The organism is Serratia surfactantfaciens, from assembly GCF_001642805.2.
Lineage (GTDB): Bacteria > Pseudomonadota > Gammaproteobacteria > Enterobacterales > Enterobacteriaceae > Serratia > Serratia surfactantfaciens.
On sequence record NZ_CP016948.1, the window covers coordinates 2,626,418 to 2,645,782 of the forward strand.

Consider the following 19,365-nt stretch of genomic DNA (forward strand, 5'->3'; position numbering starts at 1 on the left):
ATAAATAGCCATGACGCAGAGAATAACGCCGCTAAATTTCAACGAAATATCAATTCACACTCACGCCATTTAATAATAGGCGTCGGCAATATCCAAACCAATGACCAGCCGTAACTTATCTGCTCCCATCTTTTTTGGCTGACGGAAGTTTTGATACAAGTCGCAAGGACACGGTCATGCCTTCCAACTGGTAATGCGGGCGCAAATAGAAATGTGCGCGGTAATAACCCGGATCGTCTTCAACATCCTCAACGCGAACTTCGGCGGCGGCCAATGGACGACGCGCTTTCGTCGCCTCCGTCGACACGGAAGGATCGCCATCGACGTAATTCATCAGCCAGTCATTCAGCCACAGCTGCATATCGTCTCTGGAACGGAAAGAACCGATTTTGTCGCGTACGATGCATTTCAAATAGTGCGCGAATCGGCACGTGGCGAAAATGTACGGCAGCCGGGAGGAAAGCTTGGCGTTGGCCGTCGCATCCGGATCTTCGTATTTCGCCGGGGCATGCATGGTGCAAGAACCGATAAAGGCAGCGAAATCAGAATGCTTGCGATAAACCAAAGGCAAGAACCCGGCGTCTGACAGCTCCTGTTCACGCCGATCGGAAATGGCGACCTCCGTCGGACACGTCAACTCATAACCGCCCTCATCAGAAGGAAACGCGTAGGCGGGCAGTTCTTCTACCGAGCCGCCGGATTCGATGCCGCGGATTTTCGAGCACCAACCGTACTCATGGAAGGCGCGGTTGATGTTCACGCCCATCGCATACGCCGAGTTAGCCCAGGAGAAATCATCATCCATATCCGGCCGGACGGCCTCCTCGAAAGCGAACTCTTCGATCGGGTTGGTCTTGGCACCGTAAGGCAAACGCGACAGGAAGCGCGGCATGGTCAGCACCAGATAACGCGAATCGTTGCTTTCGCGCAGGCGGCGCCAGGAGGCATACTCCGGCGTGGTGAAAATCTTGCCGATATCCCGCGGGTTGCCCAGTTCGTTCCACTTGCTCATCTGCAACAGCGACGGCGAAGCGGCGGAAATAAACGGACAGTGCGAGGCGGCGGAAATTTTCGCCAGCTCCGTCAGCAGCGTCACGCTCATCGGGCTGTGATCGAACTCAAAATCGCCGATGATGCAACCGAACGGCTCGCCACCGAACTGGCCATACTCTTGTTCGTAAATTTGTTTGAACACCGGGCTTTGATCCCAGGCCGATCCTCGATAGCGCCGCAGATTGCGCGTCAACTCATCCTGGCTGATATTCAATACCCGAATCTTCAGCGTTTCGCTGACGTTGGTGTTATCGACCAGATAACTCAGACCTTGCCAGGCGGACTCCAGCTTCTGGAACTCCTTATGGTGCAAGATATTGTTCATCTGCTGCGACAGCTGCTCATCGATCTGGGCGATCAACGATTCAATGGTCAATACGACATCCTGGCTGACCTTTACCTTGCCTTGGTTGGCATATTCGGACAGCGTGCCGATGGCCCGACGAACCGCTTCTGAGGCCTCGTTCGTTCTCGGCCGGAATGAACGCTTGAGCAGACCGTCAAGCTCATTTTCCGTTTCCTGCGTTTCAACTTCAGCGACCGCCGTTGCCTGCTGTTTAGCTGAATAGCGTCGTTGCCTCGCTCTCATTCCTCATCTCCTTTATTGCCCGAATCCTGCACATCCTGTTCCGCATCCGCGACCGTTTTGCGTGCATCCGTCACCAAGCGATGCAGAAAATCGGGCTTCTCCAGCAGATTCTTCACCACCTCTTCCGCGCTGGATTTACCATCCATATACGTGATGAGCTCCGTGAGATGTTCCCGGGCTTCCAGCAGACGTTGCATTTGCGGAACCCGTTTGGCGATGGCGCCAGGCGTAAAATCCTCCATCGATTCAAACTCTAATTCCACATCCAGCAGCGCATCGTCTTCGCTCAGGGTATTCTCCACGTAAAATTGAAGACGAGGTTTAATGGCGCGCATGCGATCGTTGAAATTGTCCTGATCGAACGTCAGGAATTTCCGCTCTTCGATCGGCAGCAAAGGTTTTTTCCGATGCCCAGAGAGATCGGACATGACCCCCGTGACGAAAGGTAACTCTACTTTCTTTTGCGAACCGTAGAGCTCTACGTCATATTCAATTTGCACGCGGGGCGCGTTATTTTTACCGATAAATTTCTGAGAGCTTGAGTCCTTAGCCATTGGAAAACTCCTTTGTGAGAAAAATTACTTCCCGGACAATTGATTTAATGAGGCCAGAGATTCCGGCAAAAGCTCCTCAACAATCGTCGCGAAGTCCATACCGATCATTTTTTGCGAACGTCGAATAAGAATGGGGGCCGGATGGCTGGGCTCATAGTTTTGGAAGTAGTCCAAAACCTGATCCAACAGCAAGATGACATCCTGCCGGGAACGGATATATTTGCCAGGCAGGGTGGCCGGCGTCTCCGCCGCTTCCGCGTCGGCCGGCGCAGCGCCGATATCCTCCGGCAACTCCTGCTGTTCAAGAGAAAGCAATTGACGACTGAACAGCGTCAAATAGTCACGCACCTGCCGGCAGTCCAGCCGATAATCTTCGGCCTGCAGGTTGGCGTAGTTTTCCACGCGCTCCAGGGCATCTATTCCCCGAGACAGCTGTTCCTTTAATGGCGGCATGTTTCTGCCGGCAAAATAGCTGTCAGCCTGCCCCAACACTTTCACCACTTCCGAGAAATGCAGGCTTTTGCCTTCCTGCTCGTCAATTCGCATATTGAGCAGTTCATCAGTGGTTAACGGCGTGTCGGGGAAAATCTTGCTGTTCTTGATTTCGTGCAGGCAGGACGAGGTAGCGAGCCAGCCTAATGCGGCCGCATGAAAGCTGTCCGTCGCCGGCTCCATATCGGCCTGAGGGAAAATGGTGCCCCCCTCTTCGGCATATTTGCCGTCGATAGTGGTGATGCCCTGATAGACAGCCGAAAAACCATCGATATGAAGATTGGCGCGCATAAACCACAGCACGACATGCAAATCGAAGCACTGCTCAAGCAAGGCGGCAGATTGCTCGCGAATAGCATGCCAATTGATATCGCGTGCATTGTCCACGGCATTCAGCGGATCGGTTTGGCTGTCGAATTCCGATAACGTAAATTCAATTTCACTGTATCGAGGGTCAAATTCGACGCCGTTAACTGCTGTTGAGATGACTTCATTCATGGCCTGATATCCTTTTCATCAGCACTACAAACATAAAGCCTATAAAAATGGGCTTTTACATTCGCCAGTCTTTCCCAGAGTCCTTTTAGCCTAATTAGTCGTCACCAAGCCCGCAAATTGTTTAGATGTATTAATATTAACAACAATAATAGATTAAACCTATCAATAAAAACTCAGTGATCGGTTTAAACTATTTTACATTTACATATTTATTTTTTCATTTTAAAATCAATAAGTTGCAATCAATAATTATGCAAGCTAATAATAGGAAAAAAATCAAAAAATGCCCTAAAAACAACGTTTCCCTGTTGGTAGGACAATTCCAATAAAACACCAGAATACAAATAATTTAATAAACAAATGATAACCACAGTAAATAGTGAAATTTTTTCATAAAACCATGACAGCCATTCGTTTCTTGCGATCGAGCAGCACGCAATGATCAGCAGAAGACGATGACAGTGTGACTTTCATTTCCAGCACTCAGTACTTACCCATACGAAACCTGGTGTGAAAATAAACAATTTGGCGAGAGTTTTGATTATTAATTTTAACGCTTTGGTACAAGGTTAACATTACGCCGTGGCGCACCGAACACGGTTTTAGCACGCAAACAGCGGGGTTGATAAAGCAACATTTTTTATAGTTAACCCACGGTAATGATCAGAGCAACTTAAGATTCAATGCTCTTTCACCTGCATGTTCTTTTGCAGCAGGCCAACACCGAAGCATCACGCGATAAAAGCGCCTACTTTGCTAAAGTGGTATAAACAATGTCATTTAACCTGACAGCTAAATAACCACCCAGCCCTTGCAACGGCGACACTTCTGTTAAGACCCGTGATCCGCTCCATGCTCAAGAGATGTTTTCCCAACTGATAAGACCACTAATTTGATACTAGCAAAGCCGAAACCAATATCAAGGGAAAATATTATTTTTTTAATAAAAAATTAACAAATTAATATACATTAATTAAACAATTCAATAACTTAAAAAAATGGTAATTCTATTATTTTTAGGCTGATAAAAATAGTTCACCAAAGTTTACAGCCGCTCATAATGCCAATCATGGAATCAGTCGGATTCTCTTCAGCGTTGAATTCCCATCAAAAAAAAAGAAAAAATCCAGAAATAAACTCAGCGCGAAGCATTTCACCCCACAGAATCAACTTTCGCAAAACAAAATAAGCAAGATAATTCCCAATAAAATTGCGAAAAAGAACCGCTAATTAGTTAGTCGTTCAAAATAAAAGCATGATTAACCCTATAGAGTTATATCGAGTGCACGCCAAAGCCGTTTACTCATGAAGAAAAACCTTATTAATCTTTATGTTGTCGGCTATCCTCGCGCATTGGCGCAGGCGTCACTCCTGAGGGCAAAAAAGGATATGAAAGGAATGCGCAGCATCATAATAAGGTGATACCGGAAACGGCGCAGAGACTTTTTTTACCTCACGTTCAGCCTGTGTGGAAATGTTATTCCGTGTAATAAACCTGAACGCAACAGCCGCCCTCGTCCCCTTAAGCAAGGCGCACGCCGGGATGGCCTCCCTCCTTTCCCCCTGGCTTCCAGGCGCAAATTCGATGCGAAGCCCACCCTTTTACTGATCCAGAACATCTTTCGCATTCCCCCAATTGATATATTGATTGAAAATCATTCCTATTCAGGAGAAAAGGCCATGGTTAAGTCACTGAATGCGGCATTCACTCGTCTTTTTGATCGCCCGGATGCGGGCAAACTGGCGCTCAGACTGACCTTCGGCGGGCTGATGCTGTTTCACGGCGTGGCGAAAGTTCAGCATGGCGTCGGCTGGATCGCCGGCGCGTTGCAGGAGCAAGGGCTGCCCGCCTTCATCGCTTATGGCGTGTATGTCGGCGAGATCCTGGCGCCGATCCTGATCATCCTGGGGCTGTTTACCCGCCCCGCCGCGCTGGTTTACGCCCTTACGCTGGTGGTGGCATTTCTGATGGTGGGCACTGGCAAGGTATTCACCGTCACCGACGTCGGTGCCTGGGGGATTGAAAACGAACTGGTGTTCTTTATGGGCGGGCTCGCCATCCTGCTGCTGGGCAGCGGGAAATACGCGATCGCGCGGAATGAAGCCTATCGATAAGCCGTGCAATCAATAAGGAGGTTCTGAAGCGAACCTCCTCTCTGCGTACTTAAGGTTTGGCGAGCAGCGTGTTCGCCATGAACGACAGTAAGGCGGTCGCTTTAGGGTAAACCGCGCGGTTCTCGGTGACCGCGCGATCAAACCGCCAGTTCATGATGTAAACCACGGGTGCATGCGGATATTGGTTAATAAAATCCCAATACAATTGAATTTGCGCGTGCAGCTGCTGGTCATTCATTCCTAACGAGGCCGTAGAAGGCGGCACCAGCACCCACTTTTGCCCGGCTGCGCTTATCGGCGCCAGGCGATTGTAGGTACTCCACATATCCGCCACCGACCAGTTGTAGTTATCCACCCCAACCCAATCGGGCGTGCTTTTGACGTTGGCCGGGCACGCAGTCACGGGTGCGCCCTGCTGTATTTCACGGATCCATTCGGCGTTGTTGGCCTGCCGATAGGACAAGATAGTGTAGACGGGGATCGCGACCCCGTACTGCTGCATGGCCTGCCGTAGGGTGCATACATAGCTGGAATATTGGAAAGCGTCATATTTCCCCGCGGTCTGTAAGGCAGGAACGTCGAACGGCTCATCGATAAAATAAATGGCACCAGGCTTATATTTAGCTTCGGCGATCTTCTTGACTACCGTCCAGATGGCGTTCCAGGAACCTGCGGCCTGGCAGTTGCTGTTCGAGACCGCCCCAGGGCAGATATCGATAAACGGCGATCCCGATACCGCCCCCGATCCAGCCTGAATATTCACGGCGCAGGTGCCACCGGCGCAAACAGGCAGATTAAGACTTTCCATAGTGTGCACCACATTCAGATTGGTCATACTGAAGCCGGTGTCGGTAATCACCTTAAGCGCTTCTGTGGCGCTGAAAGACGGCGTGGCGGTTTCATAAAAGTCCAGCCAGTCATAGCCGTAATACTTGATATTGGCGTTGGGGCCCGCCGCCAGCGCATTGGCGCCGATCAGGCACCAGCACAGCAACGCAAAACGTTTCAACATATTCTTCTCCTTCAAACCCTCATCGATGTTAACCAACGGCGAGCGGCAAACGGCGCCGCCGGCCAGAGACACCATCGTGGCACGCGCTATCGGCGATGACCCGCCGTTTGCGTTGTGCTGCGGTAGAACAAACGATGAGTAGCTTTTGGGAAGATATCGCGTTGATTTTCTTAACGATCGACGAGGCGATGCAAGTAGAAAACGAGGGCTGCGCGCAAGGAGCCAAACTGCACTCAACGAGAATCAAGCATAAATATCAGACTGCGCGCCTGCCATCGGCGCTTAATGATCGACCAACCGGTACACCGGCACCTTGCGCGTCGTACCGGTCAGGGTATCGAAGATCTCCGTTTCCGCCGTCGCGATCGCCATGCCGGCTTTTCTTAGCCTGCGCACTTCGGCGGCGATGCGCTGTATGCCGAACCAGAACAGGCCGTCCAGCGCCGTGACCTGCAGGCCTTGATCCAGCGCCAGCTTGAGCCGCTCACGCGGCGCCTTGAGCGTTTTGGCGATTTCCCGGTAAGGCAGCGCGTCCACGCCCGACGCAGAGGTTCGATGAATACGGGTCGACAGGCCGTATTGGAAGGCCTCGGGCACGCCGCTTAAATCGCTTTTTAAGCTGTAAACGCAACCAAAGCGTTTGCCGTTGAACACCACATTTTTTTGACTGAGCGCCAGCTCATCACGCAGGCCGGCGATCAGCTGCGGCGCCCTGACCAGCAATAAACGGAAAGGCAATTCAAAACTGGTCACATAGTCCACGTTGAGCAGTGCAATGCGCAGGCGCTCTTCCGCCCCAGCCTGCGTCTGGCGACACTCGTTCAGCACCTCGCTCCACTGGTGCGCAAGCCGCGGGGTTTCATCCAGCGGCGCGAAGTGGTATTTCTCGATGTGGTAGTCGATCCTTTCATTCATGTCCGTTGGCCCCTGCGTCAGTCGTCATTGCCATCAGCAAATTACCTTACCCGCGGGCAACAGTACAACACCGCGATGAGGTCACTCGGGAAATACGGCGCTGGCTTCGCCGGAACGGACTACGCGCTCTCGATGAACAGCATCATGCGTTGCAGTGCGTCATCCAGGGCACTGAGCCCGACGTCATCCAGACAGGCCATCAGCCGTGCGTCATAATCCGCCACCCGCTGTCTCGCCTGGTCAAAAATAGGGCGAGACGCCGGCATCACGCGCAGATATACCGCCCGCTTATCTTCCGGATCGGGGAAACGCGCAACCCATCCCCGGTTAACCAGTTGGGTGAGCGTGCGTCCAAGCGCAGTGCGATCGGTCTGCGAATGCGCTATCACATCGCTCATGGACACATCGCCCGGAAAGCTGTAGAGAATGCGCAACGCGCGCCACTCATGGAGGCTGAGCCCTTGTAAAGCCAGTAACGCAGACAGCCGTTTTTCACGGTGACGCACCACTTCCGTCATCTTATAAAGCGCGCCGTTGGGCAATCCCATCCCCCGTCGGCCACTATGTGCGCCTTTCTTTTCAGAATCCATACTGTTTCCAATTAGCTTCGACTTTTGCCCTGACCTGTTCCGGATAAGCATGTCTGAAAGAGGCCGTGCCCGCACGCGTTACTCCGCTGAACTGCTCAGGGAACAGACAGTTGATGATGGCTTTGCCGCCGCTGCCGAGCGCCTTGTCCTCTTCCGTCAGGTACGGCACCATCGGGAACTCGCGCACGCCAGGGAAAAGAAAATGATCGCGCGCCGGATGTGAACGCGTGGCCAGCGCCCAAACCACCTGATCGATATCGACAATATCAATGTCATTGCCGACCAGAATCAGTTTGGGGATCAGGTAGCCCGCATGCGAACCGAAGACGATCTCCGCGACCTTATCGGCAAAATCAGCAGCGTTGGTCTTCATGCCGGCCAGTTTTTCAATATCGATGGAGAGCACCGCCCAACAGGTTGCCGCCTCATAGGAACACCAGACAAAGTCGACGGGCAATGCCGCGCTCTGCAGGGTCTCCAGCAGCTGAGCCGAGATCATGGTACCCCAGATCGTATGATTTTCCTCCGGCGGCGTGCCTGCGACGCAAATAGGCAAAATGGGGTCATCGCGAAATGTCACCGCGTGCACATGGAACACCGGCTGTTCGTGGCCTTGCTGATGTTGATAGCCGTGATACTCCCCCATCGGCCCTTCCAACGCCGTCTCCGTCAGGCTGATTTCACCTTCCAGCACAATTTCCGCATTGGCCGGCACCCAGAGATCGTTGGTTTCCGCTTGGGTGAGCGTGACGCTTTTACCGAGCAGCGCGCCGACATAGTCCGGCTCACTGACGCCGGCCGGCAACGGCATCCCCGCCACCGCCACCGCGGCAGGCGGCGCCCCGAGCACCATCGCCCACGGCGTAGGTTTCCCCTCTCGGCGCCACATTTCACGGATCATGCCGATGTGTTGGGTGGGGATTGCCGGGCCGGTGAGACGATTGCGATCGAGCATCATGAGCCTGCCGACGCCCCAACTGTGCCACTGCCCGTCCGGGGATTGCACGACATGGAATCCGTAAGTGCCGAAGTAGCGCCCGCCATCCCGTTCATGCAGCAGCGGTACCGGGAAGCGTTCCAGATCAACCTCGTCGCCTCGCCAAATATTCTCTTTCACCGGCCCGGTCGAGCAGTAATCGGGGGCTAGCGGTTCCGCCTTCACCGCCCGGCGAATCGCCGCCACGATATCCCGCGGAGTGCTCTCCGGCGGCAGCCCGAAATGCAGGGCTAGACGAGAATAGGCGTATTCCGGCGAAGCGAGCATGCCGGCCGGCGCGCCGAGGATGCGGGCTCCCGGCATCGCGCCCGCCACATGATGAAATAGCGGAGCCGAGAGCCGTTGCTCGTAAACCCGGCGGCAGACAGCCGCTATCTCCAGATCGGCGGAGACTTCCTGATGCACGTCGACCAAATCTTTTCGGCGACGCAGCTCCTCAATGAAGTGGCGAAAATCCAGTGCGCAATCGAGCAAACTCATGTCAAGTCCTCCAGTCTCCAGGCGGTCAGCCCCTTCTGTCGCCCTCGTTTCGGGCAGGAGACTGATCATTTATGTGCATGTGCACACATATTAACGCGCGAGAAATCGCGTGTAAATAAACACCATTTTGGCAAGATTGGACCTGTTAGTAGACTGGCTTTGGCCGGCAGGCATGATCACCGTAGCCGTTTCATACGCTCAGCCTGATTGACAGGCCGCAGCCACGTTCTTGTCTCAAGCGCCGCATCGTATTTGAGCGCAACATAGCTCACAAAATGAAGAACATAATCGTAAAATGCTATTCGTTGATAATGCACGGGTTATAATGCGAAACGGGATGCCGACCAACGCAAACACGTTGCAAATCGAACGGTTACAGCGCATTAGACAGAAGAAAATGAAAAGGAATTTGAATCGATGGGTAATAACGCGGGGGGAAGTGGCGGAGAGAGGGGGATTTGAACCCCCGGTAGAGTTGCCCCTACTCCAGTTTTCGAGACTGGTCCGTTCAGCCGCTCCGGCATCTCTCCTGACAACGCTTGCTATCATGCCCGCTTTTGCGGCATTTTTACAGCACTAGCATGCAGCCGAACGTTCAAGTGATGACTTTACGAGCAACCTGATGATTAAATGGCCGTGGAAAGCGACTCAACCCTCTCAACCCCAGGCAGACATTCAGGCCCAGTGGCAAGACGCGCTGGCGATCCCGCTGCTCTCGCCGCTGGATGAGCAGGAGCGGCAGCGGCTGGTGGCCGTCGCCGGGCAGATTTTGCAGCAAAAGCGCATCGTACCGCTGCAGGGGCTGCAGCTCACTTCACAAATGCAGGCGCGCATCGCCCTGCTGTTCGCCTTGCCGGTGCTGGAGCTCGGCGCGGAGTGCCTCGACGGCTTCAACGAAATCCTGCTCTACCCCACCCCGTTCGTGGTGGAAGACGAATGGCAGGACGAGATCGGCCTGGTGCACTCGGGGCCGGTGGTGCAGTCTGGCCAAAGCTGGGAACAGGGGCCGATCGTGCTCAATTGGCAAGACGTGCAGGACTCTTTCGATCTTTCCGGTTTTAACCTGGTGATCCACGAAGCGGTGCACAAGCTGGATATGCGCAACGGCGGCGTCGCCACCGGCGTGCCGCCGATCCCGCTGCGCGAGGTGGCTGCCTGGGAACACGATCTGCACGCCGCGATGGAAAGCCTGCAGGACGAGATCGACATGGTCGGCGAAGAGGCCGCCAGCATGGACGCCTACGCCGCCACCGATGCGGCCGAGTGCTTTGCCGTGCTGTCGGAGTATTTTTTCAGCGCCCCCGAGCTGCTGGCCGAACGTTTCCCGGCGCTGTATCAGCACTTTTGCCGCTTCTACCGCCAGGATCCGCTGGCGCGTCTGCTGCGCGGCCAGGCGGAAAACGACGCGTAATGGGCTGATTGACGGGCGCATTGCTCAGATACCGAGCAGTCGAACCGCTCAAGGCAATTTAGCGTTGACACACCCGGGGCTGCTGGATATCATGCGCCCCGTTCACACGATTCCTCTGTAGTTCAGTCGGTAGAACGGCGGACTGTTAATCCGTATGTCACTGGTTCGAGTCCAGTCAGAGGAGCCATATTTAGAGAAGCCCGCTTAAGGAAACTTAAGCGGGCTTTTTGCTATTGGACGTTTACAGCCCGCGTTTTTCCATCAGCAGCGCCAGATCGACCAACCGATTGGAGAAGCCCCACTCGTTGTCATACCAGGCGAGCACTTTCACCAGGTTGCCGCCGATGACCAGCGTGGACAAACCATCGATAATCGATGAGCGCGCATCGCCCCGGTAGTCGCTCGACACCAGCGGTTCATCGCTGTACCCCAGGATCCCTTGCAGCGGGCCGGACGCCGCCGCCGCGCGGAAAGCGGCGTTGATCTCCTCCACCGTCGCCGGGCGTTTCAGCGTCACCGTCAGATCGACGATCGAAACCACCGGCACCGGCACCCGCAGCGAGTAACCGGTCAACCGGCCGTCCAGATCCGGGATCACCTTGCCGAGCGCCTTGGCCGCACCGCTGGAATAAGGCACGATCGATTCCGCCGCCGCCCGCGCGCCGCGCAGATCTTTTTCCGGCTGATCGTGCAGCGCCTGGCTGTTGGTATAGGCATGAGTGGTGTTCATCAGCCCGTATTCGATACCGAACGCCTGATGCAACACCTGCGCGGCGGGCGCCAGCCCGTTGGTGGTACAGCTGCCGTTGCTGACCACTTTATGCAGCGCCGGATCGTAGAGCGAGTCGTTAACGCCCATGACGATGGTAATGTCGTCGTTCTTGGCCGGCGCCGAGATAATCACCCGCTTGGCGCCGCCGTGCGTAATGTGCACTTCCGCTTTGGCCTTGTCGGTAAAGAAGCCCGTCGCTTCGATAACCACGTCCACGCCCACGCTGCTCCAAGGGATCTCGGCGGGATCGCGCTGCGAAAATACCTGAATCGGCCGGCCGTCCAGCAGCAGCTGGTTGTCGCCGGCTTCCACCCTGGCCGCCAGCGTGCCGGAAAGCGTGTCGTATTTCAGCAGGTGCGCCAGCGTTTTGCTGTCCGTCAGATCGTTGATCGCCACCACTTCGAAATCGCTGCGCCCCAGCGCCGCGCGCAGCACGTTGCGTCCGATCCTGCCGAAGCCATTAATGCCTACTCTCACCATGATGATCTCCTCGTTTTGGGCTTTGCCTCAAATCTAGCCCTGCCCCGAGGCGGCGTAAATGACGTTTACCAATCAATTTACGCCAAATTGCGCGCATGGAAGCGCTCACGGTATTCGCTCGGGGTCAACTGCAGTTTGCGTTCAAACACGCGCCGCAGGTTAAGGCCGTTGCCGAAGCCGGTGGCCAGGGCGACCTGTTCGATGCCTTCCGCACTCTGCTCGAGGCGCTGCCTGGCGGTATGCAACCGCCCCTCTTCGACGAATTTGGCGGGAGAAATGCCCGTCTCGCGGGTGAACACCCGGGTAAAGTTGCGCGGGCTCATCGCCACGCGCTCGGCCAACCGATCGACGCTGAGATCGTCGGCGAGGTTCTCCAGGATCCAGGACTGCAGGTCGCGGATCGGGCCCGGCGATTTGGCCTGGTTGAGCGGGTAGCGGCTGAACTGCGCCTGCCCGCCGGGGCGGCGCAGAAACATCACCAGATCCTGAGCCACTTCGCGCGCCTGCACGAAGCCGTAGTCGTCCTCCACCAACGCCAGCGTCAGATCGAAGCCGGAACTGACGCCGCCGGAGGTCCAAATCGGCCCGTCCTGCACGTAGATCGGGCCGTTTTCGACCTGCACCTGCGGGAAGCGCGCCTGCAGCGTTTCCGCCAGCCGCCAGTGGGTGGTCGCCCGTCGTCCGTCCAGCAAGCCGGCCTCGGCCAGCAGCAGAGCCCCGCCGCAGACCGAGGCGATACGGCGCGCTTGCGGGGCCGCGCGGCGCAGCCAATCCGCCACCAGGGCGCCCTCTTCTTCGGTCGCCCCTTTGCCGGCGACGATGACGGTATCGCGCGGCAGGGCCGGGTCGAGATCCGCCAGGCGATGATCGGCCAGCAGGCTCAGACCGGACAGGCCGTGTACCACCCGATGGGATTGCGTGGTGGCGACCGCGATCTGATACAGCGGCGCCTCGGCAGGGCTCAGGCGATTGGCCTGCATCAGAATATCGGCGATGCCCGCCGCTTCGAACAGCATGCCCCCTTCGGGGACGATAATCAGAAATGTGTGCATGGCGATAATATAAATAACAATCAAAACAGGCCAGGCAACCACTGTATAAGAAAAGCCCCGTCGGTTCACCCTGCGGGCATAAAAAAGCCCGCCGATAACCACCGACGGGCCAGGAGAACGCGGCCATCAGGCCTGAGGCAAACTCACCTCGCTCACGCGCGCCAACTGCGCCAGCAGCGCCGTTTGAAACGCCTCGTCGTGCACCGCCGCATGAGGATCCAACCGCTGCTGATGGTGCCAATAACCGCCGGAAACCAGGGCCTGCGGCTCATCACTGCTCACCAGCCACGCCTGCGTCACGTGTCCCAGCGCCAGATCGTCGGGCGCGTCCGCGCCGCCCATTTTGGTCGGCACCCAGCCGGGATCGACTGCGCTGCTGATGACGTCGGGCCACAGGCGCGCCACGGCGGCGGCCAGCGCGGTGACGAACAGCTTGCTGTCCGAATAGGAGCCGGCTGCGCCGCCAAGCCAATCCACGCCGTTCAGTTCCGCTACGCCGTCAAAGTGCATGCTGCTGCTCAGGTAGACGATGCGATCGGGGCGTTCGATCAGGGCCGTCAGCAGATAGGGCGCTATCACGTTCACCGGCATCACCTGCGGCCCGGTGAACATGCCGGCGTTGTGGATCACCGCATTCGGGCGGCCGAGGCGATTCACCTGCTCGGCGACCTGCCGGATCTGCTGCACCTCGGACAGGTCGCCAATCACCGCCTGCGCGCCCTGATCCAACAGATCGCGCACTGCCTCCAGACGGCCGGGGGCGCGCGCATGCAGGATAACCTGATGCCCTTCGTCCAACAGCGTTTGCGCGGCGGCGCGGCCCAGCCCGTCCACCGAGCCGGTAATGAAAATACGTGACATGCCAGTCCTCCGTTTAGCGCCAGCCGAGCGCCGGCGCGACATGGGTTAAAATCGATTCGATAACGTGGGCGTTGTAATCCACGCCCAGCTGGTTAGGCACGGTCAGCAGCAGCGTATCCGCTTCGGCGATGGCCTCGTCCTGCGCCAGCTGCTCGATCAGCGCGTCCGGCTCGGCAGCATAGCTGCGGCCGAAGATCGCCCGGGTCTGCGCGTCGATATACCCCAGCTGATCGCCCTCTTTGCCACCGCCGCCGAAGTAATTGCGATCCCGCTGATCCACCAGCGCAAAGATACTGCGGCTCACGGAAACCCGCGGCTCGCGCGCATGGCCGGCCTCTTGCCAGGCGGCGCGATAGGCGCGGATCTGCTTGGCCTGCTGGATATGGAAGGGTTCGCCGGTCTCGTCGTTCTTGAGCGTCGAGCTTTGCAGGTTCATACCCAGCTTCGCCGCCCAGACGGCGGTCGCGTTCGAACCGGCACCCCACCAGATGCGATCGCGCAGCCCGGCGGAAAACGGCTCCGGCCGCAGCAGCCCGGGCGGATTGGGGAACATCGGCTGCGGATTGGGTTCAGCGAACCCTTCGCCGCGCAGCGCTTCCAGAAAGACTTCGGTATGGCGGCGGGCCATGTCCGCGTCGGTTTCCCCCTCGGCCGGGGCATAGCCGAAATAGCGCCAGCCGTCGATCACCTGCTCCGGCGAGCCGCGGCTGATGCCGAGCTGCAAACGCCCGCCGGCGATCAGATCCGCCGCGCCGGCGTCCTCCACCATATACAGCGGGTTTTCATAGCGCATGTCGATCACGCCGGTGCCGATCTCGATGCGTTGGGTTTTGGCGCCGATGGCGGCCAGCAACGGGAATGGCGATCCCAGCTGGCGCGCGAAGTGGTGCACACGAAAATAGGCGCCGTCCGCCCCCAGATCTTCGGCGGCGACCGCCAGATCGATAGACTGCAGCAGCGCATCCGCCGCTGAACGGGTGCCGGACTGAGCGGAAGGCGACCAGTGGCCAAACGAGAGAAAACCAATCTTTTTCATCGGGAATCGTCCTCAAAGGCAAAACATAGGCCTACAGTGACAAAAACCGCGCGCTCTGCGCCAGCAAAATCGCCCCCGATCGCACTAAACGAACCGATTGCCGCGCCGCCGCCCGACGATTGTAATCAAAAAACAAATGTCGTATAACAAGCAGCTCCGAGGGGTGTCCTGTTACGGGCTGAGATGGCGTAAGCCGAACCCTTTGAACCTGATCTGGGTCATGCCAGCGAAGGGACGGTTAGGCAACAACGCAATCACCCGTTGCCTGTTCATACCTCAGCGTGCCCGGATCTCCACTGACTCAAGGAGGTCCCATGTCCATCACCACCCTGTTCGAAAGCGGTCTTTACGGCCGGCTGCGGCAACAAGCCGGCAGCCACTGGCAGGACTACGTCGATCACCCGTTTCTGCAGCAGTTGGCCGCCGGTACCTTGCCCGAACGCGCTTTTCGTCGCTACCTGACCCAGGACTATCTGTTCCTGCTGCACTTCGCCCGCGCCTACGCGCTGCTGGTCAGCAAGCTGCGCACCCTGCCAGAGATGCGCGCCGCCACCGCCTCGCTCAACGGCATCGTCGCCGAACTGCCGCTGCACGTGGCCTACTGCGCCGAATGGGGGTTGAACGAGGCGCAGATCGCCGCCCAGCCGGAAGCGGCGGAGACCATGAACTACACCCGCTACGTGCTGGATATCGGCCATGCCGGCGACGCCCTCGATCTGCTGGCCGGCCTGCTGCCCTGCGTGGCCGGCTATGCCGAAATCGGCCTGCGGCTGCTGCACGATCCCGCCACCAAAATGGAGGGGAATCCTTACGCCTCCTGGATCCGCAACTACGGCGACGAGGGCTATCTGGCCGGCGTGCGCGCCGCCATCGAACTGCTGGAGACCGTCGGCCATCAGCGCGGGGCGCAGAGCCGCCTCACCGAGCTGGCGCAGATTTTCACCACCGCCACCCAGCTGGAATCGGCATTTTGGCAAATGGGGCTGAACGCCTCATGACCTCCCCGCTTCTCCCGCCCGGCATCCAGGTGCGGGATCTCAGCCTGCGTTTTGGTCAGCAAATCGTCTTCGACCGGCTGAGCTTCGACATCGCCGGCGGCAGCTTCGTCGCCCTGCTCGGCGCCAGCGGCGCCGGCAAAACCAGTTTGCTGAAGATCATCGCCGGGCTGGCGCAGGCCAGCTCAGGCACGGTGAGCGGCAGCGACGGCCTGCCGATCGCCGGGCGCATCGCCTACATGGGGCAGAAAGACCTGCTCTACCCCTGGCTGACTATCGAGGAGAACGTCGCCCTCGGCTCGCGGCTGCGCGGCGAAGCGCCGGATCGGGCGTGGGCGGCGCACCTGCTTGAACGCGTAGGCCTGGCCGCGCATGGCCGCAGCCTGCCCGCCGCGCTGTCCGGCGGCATGCGCCAGCGCGCCGCCATCGCCCGCACGCTCTACGAACGCCAGCCGATCGTACTGATGGACGAGCCCTTTTCCGCGCTGGACGCCATCACCCGCGCCGAGATCCAGAGCCTGGCCGCCGAGCTGCTGGCGCAAAACACCGTGCTGCTGATCACCCACGATCCGATGGAGGCCTGCCGCCTGAGCCACCGCCTGCTGGTGCTGTCGCCCTGGCCGCTCGGTCTCGACGATAGCCACTGCATCAAAGGGCAGCCGCCGCGCGCGCCGGATGACGCCGACCTGCTGAAAAGTCAGGCCGAGCTGCTGCAGCAGATGGTGAGGGCGGCGCAATGAATATCGCCAAAGAACGCGGGCTTACCCGCCTGCGGCGCGGGCTGACGGTGTTCGCCGGCCTGCTGCTGCTGTGGTGGCTGGCAGGGCAAAGCGGCATCCCGGCCTTTCTGCTGCCCACACCGGGCGCGGTGGCGCAGGCGCTGTGGGACGGGCGCGGCTACCTAGCCTGGCACACGCTGGTCACCGCTTCGGAGATCGTCAGCGGGCTGGTTCTGGGCGTGTTGCTCGGTGCGGCGCTGGCGCTGTGCATGATCTTCTCACCGCGCCTGCAGCGTTGGCTGATGCCGCTGGTGCTCACCAGCCAGGCGATACCGGTGTTTGCCCTGGCCCCGCTGCTGGTGCTGTGGTTCGGCTTCGGCATGAGCGCCAAGGTGGCGATGGCGGTGCTGGTGATCTTCTTCCCGGTGGTGTCGGCCTTCTTCGACGGGCTGCGCCGAGTCAACAACGACTATCTCGATCTGGCACGCACGATGCGCGCTTCGCGCTGGGCGCAACTGCGGCACGTGCGGCTGATGGCGGCGCTGCCGGCTTTCGGCTCCGGCCTGCGCATGGCCGCTGCGGTCGCGCCGATCGGCGCCATCATCGGCGAATGGGTCGGCTCGGCCGAAGGGCTGGGCTACGTGATGCTGAACGCCAACGCGCGCATGCAGACCGACGTCTGCTTCGCCGCGCTGTTTATTCTAGTGCTGATGACCGTGTTGCTGTGGGCCGCGGTGGATGCGCTGCTGCGGCGCCTGATCGTCTGGGCGCCGGAAAACGACTGATGATTGCAACCATAACCAGGGATAAAGGAACGACCATGATTAAACATACCCTCTGCGGGCTGTTGCTCGGCGCCGCCATCACCGGCCAGGCCGGCGCGGCCGAGAAATTGACGCTGGTGCTCGACTGGTACATCAACCCCGATCACGCGCCGATTATGGTGGCCGAGCAGATCGGCGCCTTCAAGGCCGCAGGGCTGGACGTCAAGATCGTGCCGCCGTCCGATCCGGCGCTGCCGCCGCGGCTGGTGGCCGCTAAACAGGCCGATCTCGCCATCACCTATCAGCCGCAGCTGCACTTCTTCGCCGATCAGGGCCTGCCGCTGATGCGCGTCGGCACGCTGATCAACACGCCGCTGAATACGGTGATCGCGCTGGACAAGAACATCGCCTCGCCGGCGGATCTCAAGGGCAAAACGGTGGGTTACTCGGTCAGCGGCATCGAACAGGCGACGCTGGCCACCATGGTTGAACACGAGCATCTCAAACCGCAGGATATCAAGCTCATCAACGTCAACTTCCAGCTGACCAGCGCCCTGCTGGCGGGCCAGGTCGATGCGGTGATCGGCGGCTACCGCAACATCGAAGCGCTGGAGCTCAAGCTGCAGGGTAAAGAACCGGTGGTGTTCAACGTCGAAGATTACGGCGTGCCGGCCTACGACGAGCTGATCATCGTCGCCAACCGCGATGCGGTGAACGAGCCGAAAATTGGCAAATTCCTCGCCGCGCTGAAACAAGGCAGCGACTACCTGCACGCGCACCCGCAGGACACCTGGCTGGCGTTTGCCAAGGCGCACCCGGAGCTGAATACCGAGCTGAACAAGCAGGCCTGGCAAGCCAGCCTGCCGCTGTTTGCGCGCGATCCGGCCAAGCTGGATCGCGCCCGCTACCAGGCTTACGAGCAGTTCCTGTTCGACAACAAGCTGATCAAGAAAATCACCCCGGTAGAACAGTACGCGGTGGAGCTGGACTGATCACGCCGAGGCGGCCGGCGGCGCCACCGTCACCTCGCCCTGGCCGCTGCGCTGCAATGCCGCCTTCACCAGCCCGTTGGCCTTGCAGCGTTCAATAAAGCCGTTCACATAGGCGGCGCCCTGCGTTTTTTGCCGCGGCACCGCCATCGCCTGACGGATGGCGGTGAAATGCCCCTCCAGCACCCGGTAGCCCGGATGGGCGGCCGCGGCGGCCAGCAGCGGCTGACGCACGCCGGCCGCCGCCTCCAGCCCCCGTTCGAAAAACAGCGCGATCGCCTCGGCAGAGGTTGCCGCCCGCACCAGTTGCGCCTGCTGCAGCGTGCGCGATAAAAACAGGTCATACGCCGCCCCCTGGCCGACCGCAATGCGCACTTCCGGCCTGTCGAGCTGCGCCACCTCAAAGTAAGGCGCGTCGTTCGCCACCAGGTAAGTCCCCTCAATGATCACGTAGGGTTCGCTGAACGCAATCTGCGCCGCGCGCACCGGCTCGATGGCCATAAACGCCAGGTTCCAGGCGCCGCTGTCCAGATCGGCGAACACCTTGCCCGCCGCGTCATAGGTCACCAGCTCGAGCGTCACGCCCAGTTCCTGAGCCAGCGCGGTGGCCAGCTCCACCGAAGCCCCCTGCGGTTTGCCGCCGGCCCCCGCCTGCGCCAGCACCGGATTACCGTAGTTGATCGCCGCGCGCAACACGCCTTGCGGGGCCAAATCCTCGAGTACCGCTGCGGAAATCGTCTGCATACTGCCTCCTGAATGGCTGATGGGCGCGCCGTCGTGGCGCTCATTAAGCGTAGAGCGAAACCTCCGACCAGCAAGCTTTCGCCGCCGTGGCCGCCGCTGGCGTGATTAACGTCACACTATCGTCATAAAAATGTACAATAGCCGCCGCTCGTCGGCCGTAGCGGGAGATCGCGCGTTGTTCCGCCGCCGGCAATAGGCTATACCCTTCACTTTTCGCGCCGCGGCACGGCCGGCGGCGCAGACCAGG

General features: G+C 58.6%; 18 protein-coding genes, 2 tRNA genes and 1 riboswitch. Of the genes, 7 read left to right on the plus strand and 13 right to left on the minus strand.

Annotation, left to right across the window (positions count from 1 at the left end; genetic code table 11):
- Positions 1 to 115: 115 nt before the first annotated feature.
- From tssC to ATE40_RS12375, 3 genes are read right to left on the minus strand one after another with little or no spacing between them, the layout of a single operon-like run.
- A complete protein-coding gene (gene tssC, locus ATE40_RS12365; RefSeq protein ID WP_019456177.1) occupies positions 116 to 1,642 on the minus strand; it encodes a type VI secretion system contractile sheath large subunit in 1,527 nt (508 codons plus the stop codon).
- Positions 1,639 to 2,196 (minus strand): type VI secretion system contractile sheath small subunit, encoded by a 558-nt coding sequence (tssB, locus tag ATE40_RS12370; protein ID WP_019456176.1) that lies wholly within the window; start codon positions 2,194 to 2,196, stop codon positions 1,639 to 1,641. The genes tssC and tssB overlap by 4 nt, the downstream gene beginning before the upstream one ends.
- Before the next feature lie 24 nt (positions 2,197 to 2,220).
- Positions 2,221 to 3,186, minus strand: a complete 966-nt coding sequence (locus ATE40_RS12375) for a type VI secretion system protein TssA (RefSeq protein ID WP_063918629.1) — start codon at positions 3,184 to 3,186, stop codon at positions 2,221 to 2,223.
- Between the two features lie 1,680 nt (positions 3,187 to 4,866).
- Between ATE40_RS12375 and ATE40_RS12380 the strand changes: the two genes are divergently transcribed.
- A complete protein-coding gene (locus ATE40_RS12380; RefSeq protein WP_063918630.1) occupies positions 4,867 to 5,301 on the plus strand; it encodes a DoxX family protein in 435 nt (144 codons plus the stop codon).
- A 49-nt stretch (positions 5,302 to 5,350) separates the two neighbouring features.
- On the opposite strand, the gene ATE40_RS12385 is transcribed toward ATE40_RS12380, so the two are convergent.
- The 5 genes from ATE40_RS12385 to ATE40_RS12405 all read right to left on the minus strand — a co-directional run bounded on the left by ATE40_RS12385 (position 5,351) and on the right by ATE40_RS12405 (position 9,825).
- Positions 5,351 to 6,313 (minus strand): hypothetical protein, encoded by a 963-nt coding sequence (locus tag ATE40_RS12385; RefSeq protein WP_025160317.1) that lies wholly within the window; start codon positions 6,311 to 6,313, stop codon positions 5,351 to 5,353.
- 282 nt (positions 6,314 to 6,595) lie between these two features.
- Entirely contained in the window at positions 6,596 to 7,228 is a 633-nt protein-coding gene (locus ATE40_RS12390; RefSeq protein WP_063918631.1) for an ECs1377 family protein, read from the minus strand.
- 119 nt (positions 7,229 to 7,347) lie between these two features.
- The gene (locus tag ATE40_RS12395) at positions 7,348 to 7,818 is read right to left on the minus strand and encodes a MarR family winged helix-turn-helix transcriptional regulator (RefSeq protein WP_063918632.1); all 471 of its coding nucleotides are present in this window, start codon (positions 7,816 to 7,818) and stop codon (positions 7,348 to 7,350) included.
- Complete coding sequence (locus tag ATE40_RS12400) at positions 7,808 to 9,295, minus strand: UbiD family decarboxylase (protein WP_063918633.1); 1,488 nt, start codon at positions 9,293 to 9,295, stop codon at positions 7,808 to 7,810. Before ATE40_RS12400 ends, ATE40_RS12395 begins: the two co-directional genes overlap by 11 nt.
- A 440-nt stretch (positions 9,296 to 9,735) precedes the next feature.
- A tRNA-Ser gene (locus ATE40_RS12405) sits at positions 9,736 to 9,825 on the minus strand.
- 92 nt (positions 9,826 to 9,917) lie between these two features.
- Between ATE40_RS12405 and mtfA the strand changes: the two genes are divergently transcribed.
- Positions 9,918 to 10,706 (plus strand): DgsA anti-repressor MtfA, encoded by a 789-nt coding sequence (gene mtfA, locus ATE40_RS12410; RefSeq protein WP_063918634.1) that lies wholly within the window; start codon positions 9,918 to 9,920, stop codon positions 10,704 to 10,706.
- A 111-nt stretch (positions 10,707 to 10,817) separates the two neighbouring features.
- Positions 10,818 to 10,893, plus strand: a tRNA-Asn gene (locus tag ATE40_RS12415).
- A 54-nt stretch (positions 10,894 to 10,947) separates the two neighbouring features.
- On the opposite strand, the gene gap is transcribed toward ATE40_RS12415, so the two are convergent.
- The 4 genes from gap to ATE40_RS12435 form a co-directional block, all read right to left on the minus strand.
- The gene (gap, locus tag ATE40_RS12420; RefSeq protein WP_063917913.1) at positions 10,948 to 11,958 is read right to left on the minus strand and encodes a type I glyceraldehyde-3-phosphate dehydrogenase; all 1,011 of its coding nucleotides are present in this window, start codon (positions 11,956 to 11,958) and stop codon (positions 10,948 to 10,950) included.
- A gap of 77 nt (positions 11,959 to 12,035) precedes the next feature.
- Complete coding sequence (locus ATE40_RS12425) at positions 12,036 to 13,010, minus strand: GlxA family transcriptional regulator (RefSeq protein WP_025160319.1); 975 nt, start codon at positions 13,008 to 13,010, stop codon at positions 12,036 to 12,038.
- Positions 13,011 to 13,136: 126 nt separating this feature from the next.
- Positions 13,137 to 13,871, minus strand: coding sequence for an SDR family NAD(P)-dependent oxidoreductase (locus tag ATE40_RS12430; protein WP_063917912.1), 735 nt, complete (start codon positions 13,869 to 13,871; stop codon positions 13,137 to 13,139).
- 13 nt (positions 13,872 to 13,884) lie between these two features.
- Positions 13,885 to 14,907 (minus strand): LLM class flavin-dependent oxidoreductase, encoded by a 1,023-nt coding sequence (locus ATE40_RS12435; RefSeq protein ID WP_063917911.1) that lies wholly within the window; start codon positions 14,905 to 14,907, stop codon positions 13,885 to 13,887.
- A 149-nt stretch (positions 14,908 to 15,056) separates the two neighbouring features.
- Positions 15,057 to 15,159, plus strand: a riboswitch (TPP riboswitch).
- Between the two features lie 62 nt (positions 15,160 to 15,221).
- Here ATE40_RS12435 and tenA point away from each other — a divergent pair.
- From tenA to ATE40_RS12455, 4 genes are read left to right on the plus strand one after another with little or no spacing between them, the layout of a single operon-like run.
- On the plus strand, positions 15,222 to 15,905 hold the full coding sequence (tenA, locus tag ATE40_RS12440; RefSeq protein WP_019452504.1) for a thiaminase II: 684 nt from the start codon (positions 15,222 to 15,224) through the stop codon (positions 15,903 to 15,905).
- Positions 15,902 to 16,642: an ABC transporter ATP-binding protein gene (locus ATE40_RS12445; RefSeq protein WP_019452503.1), complete on the plus strand. Its 741-nt coding sequence runs from the start codon at positions 15,902 to 15,904 to the stop codon at positions 16,640 to 16,642. Before tenA ends, ATE40_RS12445 begins: the two co-directional genes overlap by 4 nt.
- Complete coding sequence (locus tag ATE40_RS12450) at positions 16,639 to 17,406, plus strand: ABC transporter permease (protein ID WP_063917910.1); 768 nt, start codon at positions 16,639 to 16,641, stop codon at positions 17,404 to 17,406. Before ATE40_RS12445 ends, ATE40_RS12450 begins: the two co-directional genes overlap by 4 nt.
- 35 nt (positions 17,407 to 17,441) lie before the next feature.
- Positions 17,442 to 18,377 carry an ABC transporter substrate-binding protein gene (locus tag ATE40_RS12455; protein ID WP_063917909.1) on the plus strand — a complete coding sequence of 312 codons (936 nt, stop codon included), beginning with the start codon at positions 17,442 to 17,444 and terminating at the stop codon, positions 18,375 to 18,377.
- Here the strand turns inward: ATE40_RS12455 and ATE40_RS12460 are convergent, their stop codons facing one another.
- Positions 18,378 to 19,118 (minus strand): transporter substrate-binding domain-containing protein, encoded by a 741-nt coding sequence (locus ATE40_RS12460; RefSeq protein ID WP_063917908.1) that lies wholly within the window; start codon positions 19,116 to 19,118, stop codon positions 18,378 to 18,380.
- Positions 19,119 to 19,365 lie beyond the last annotated feature (247 nt).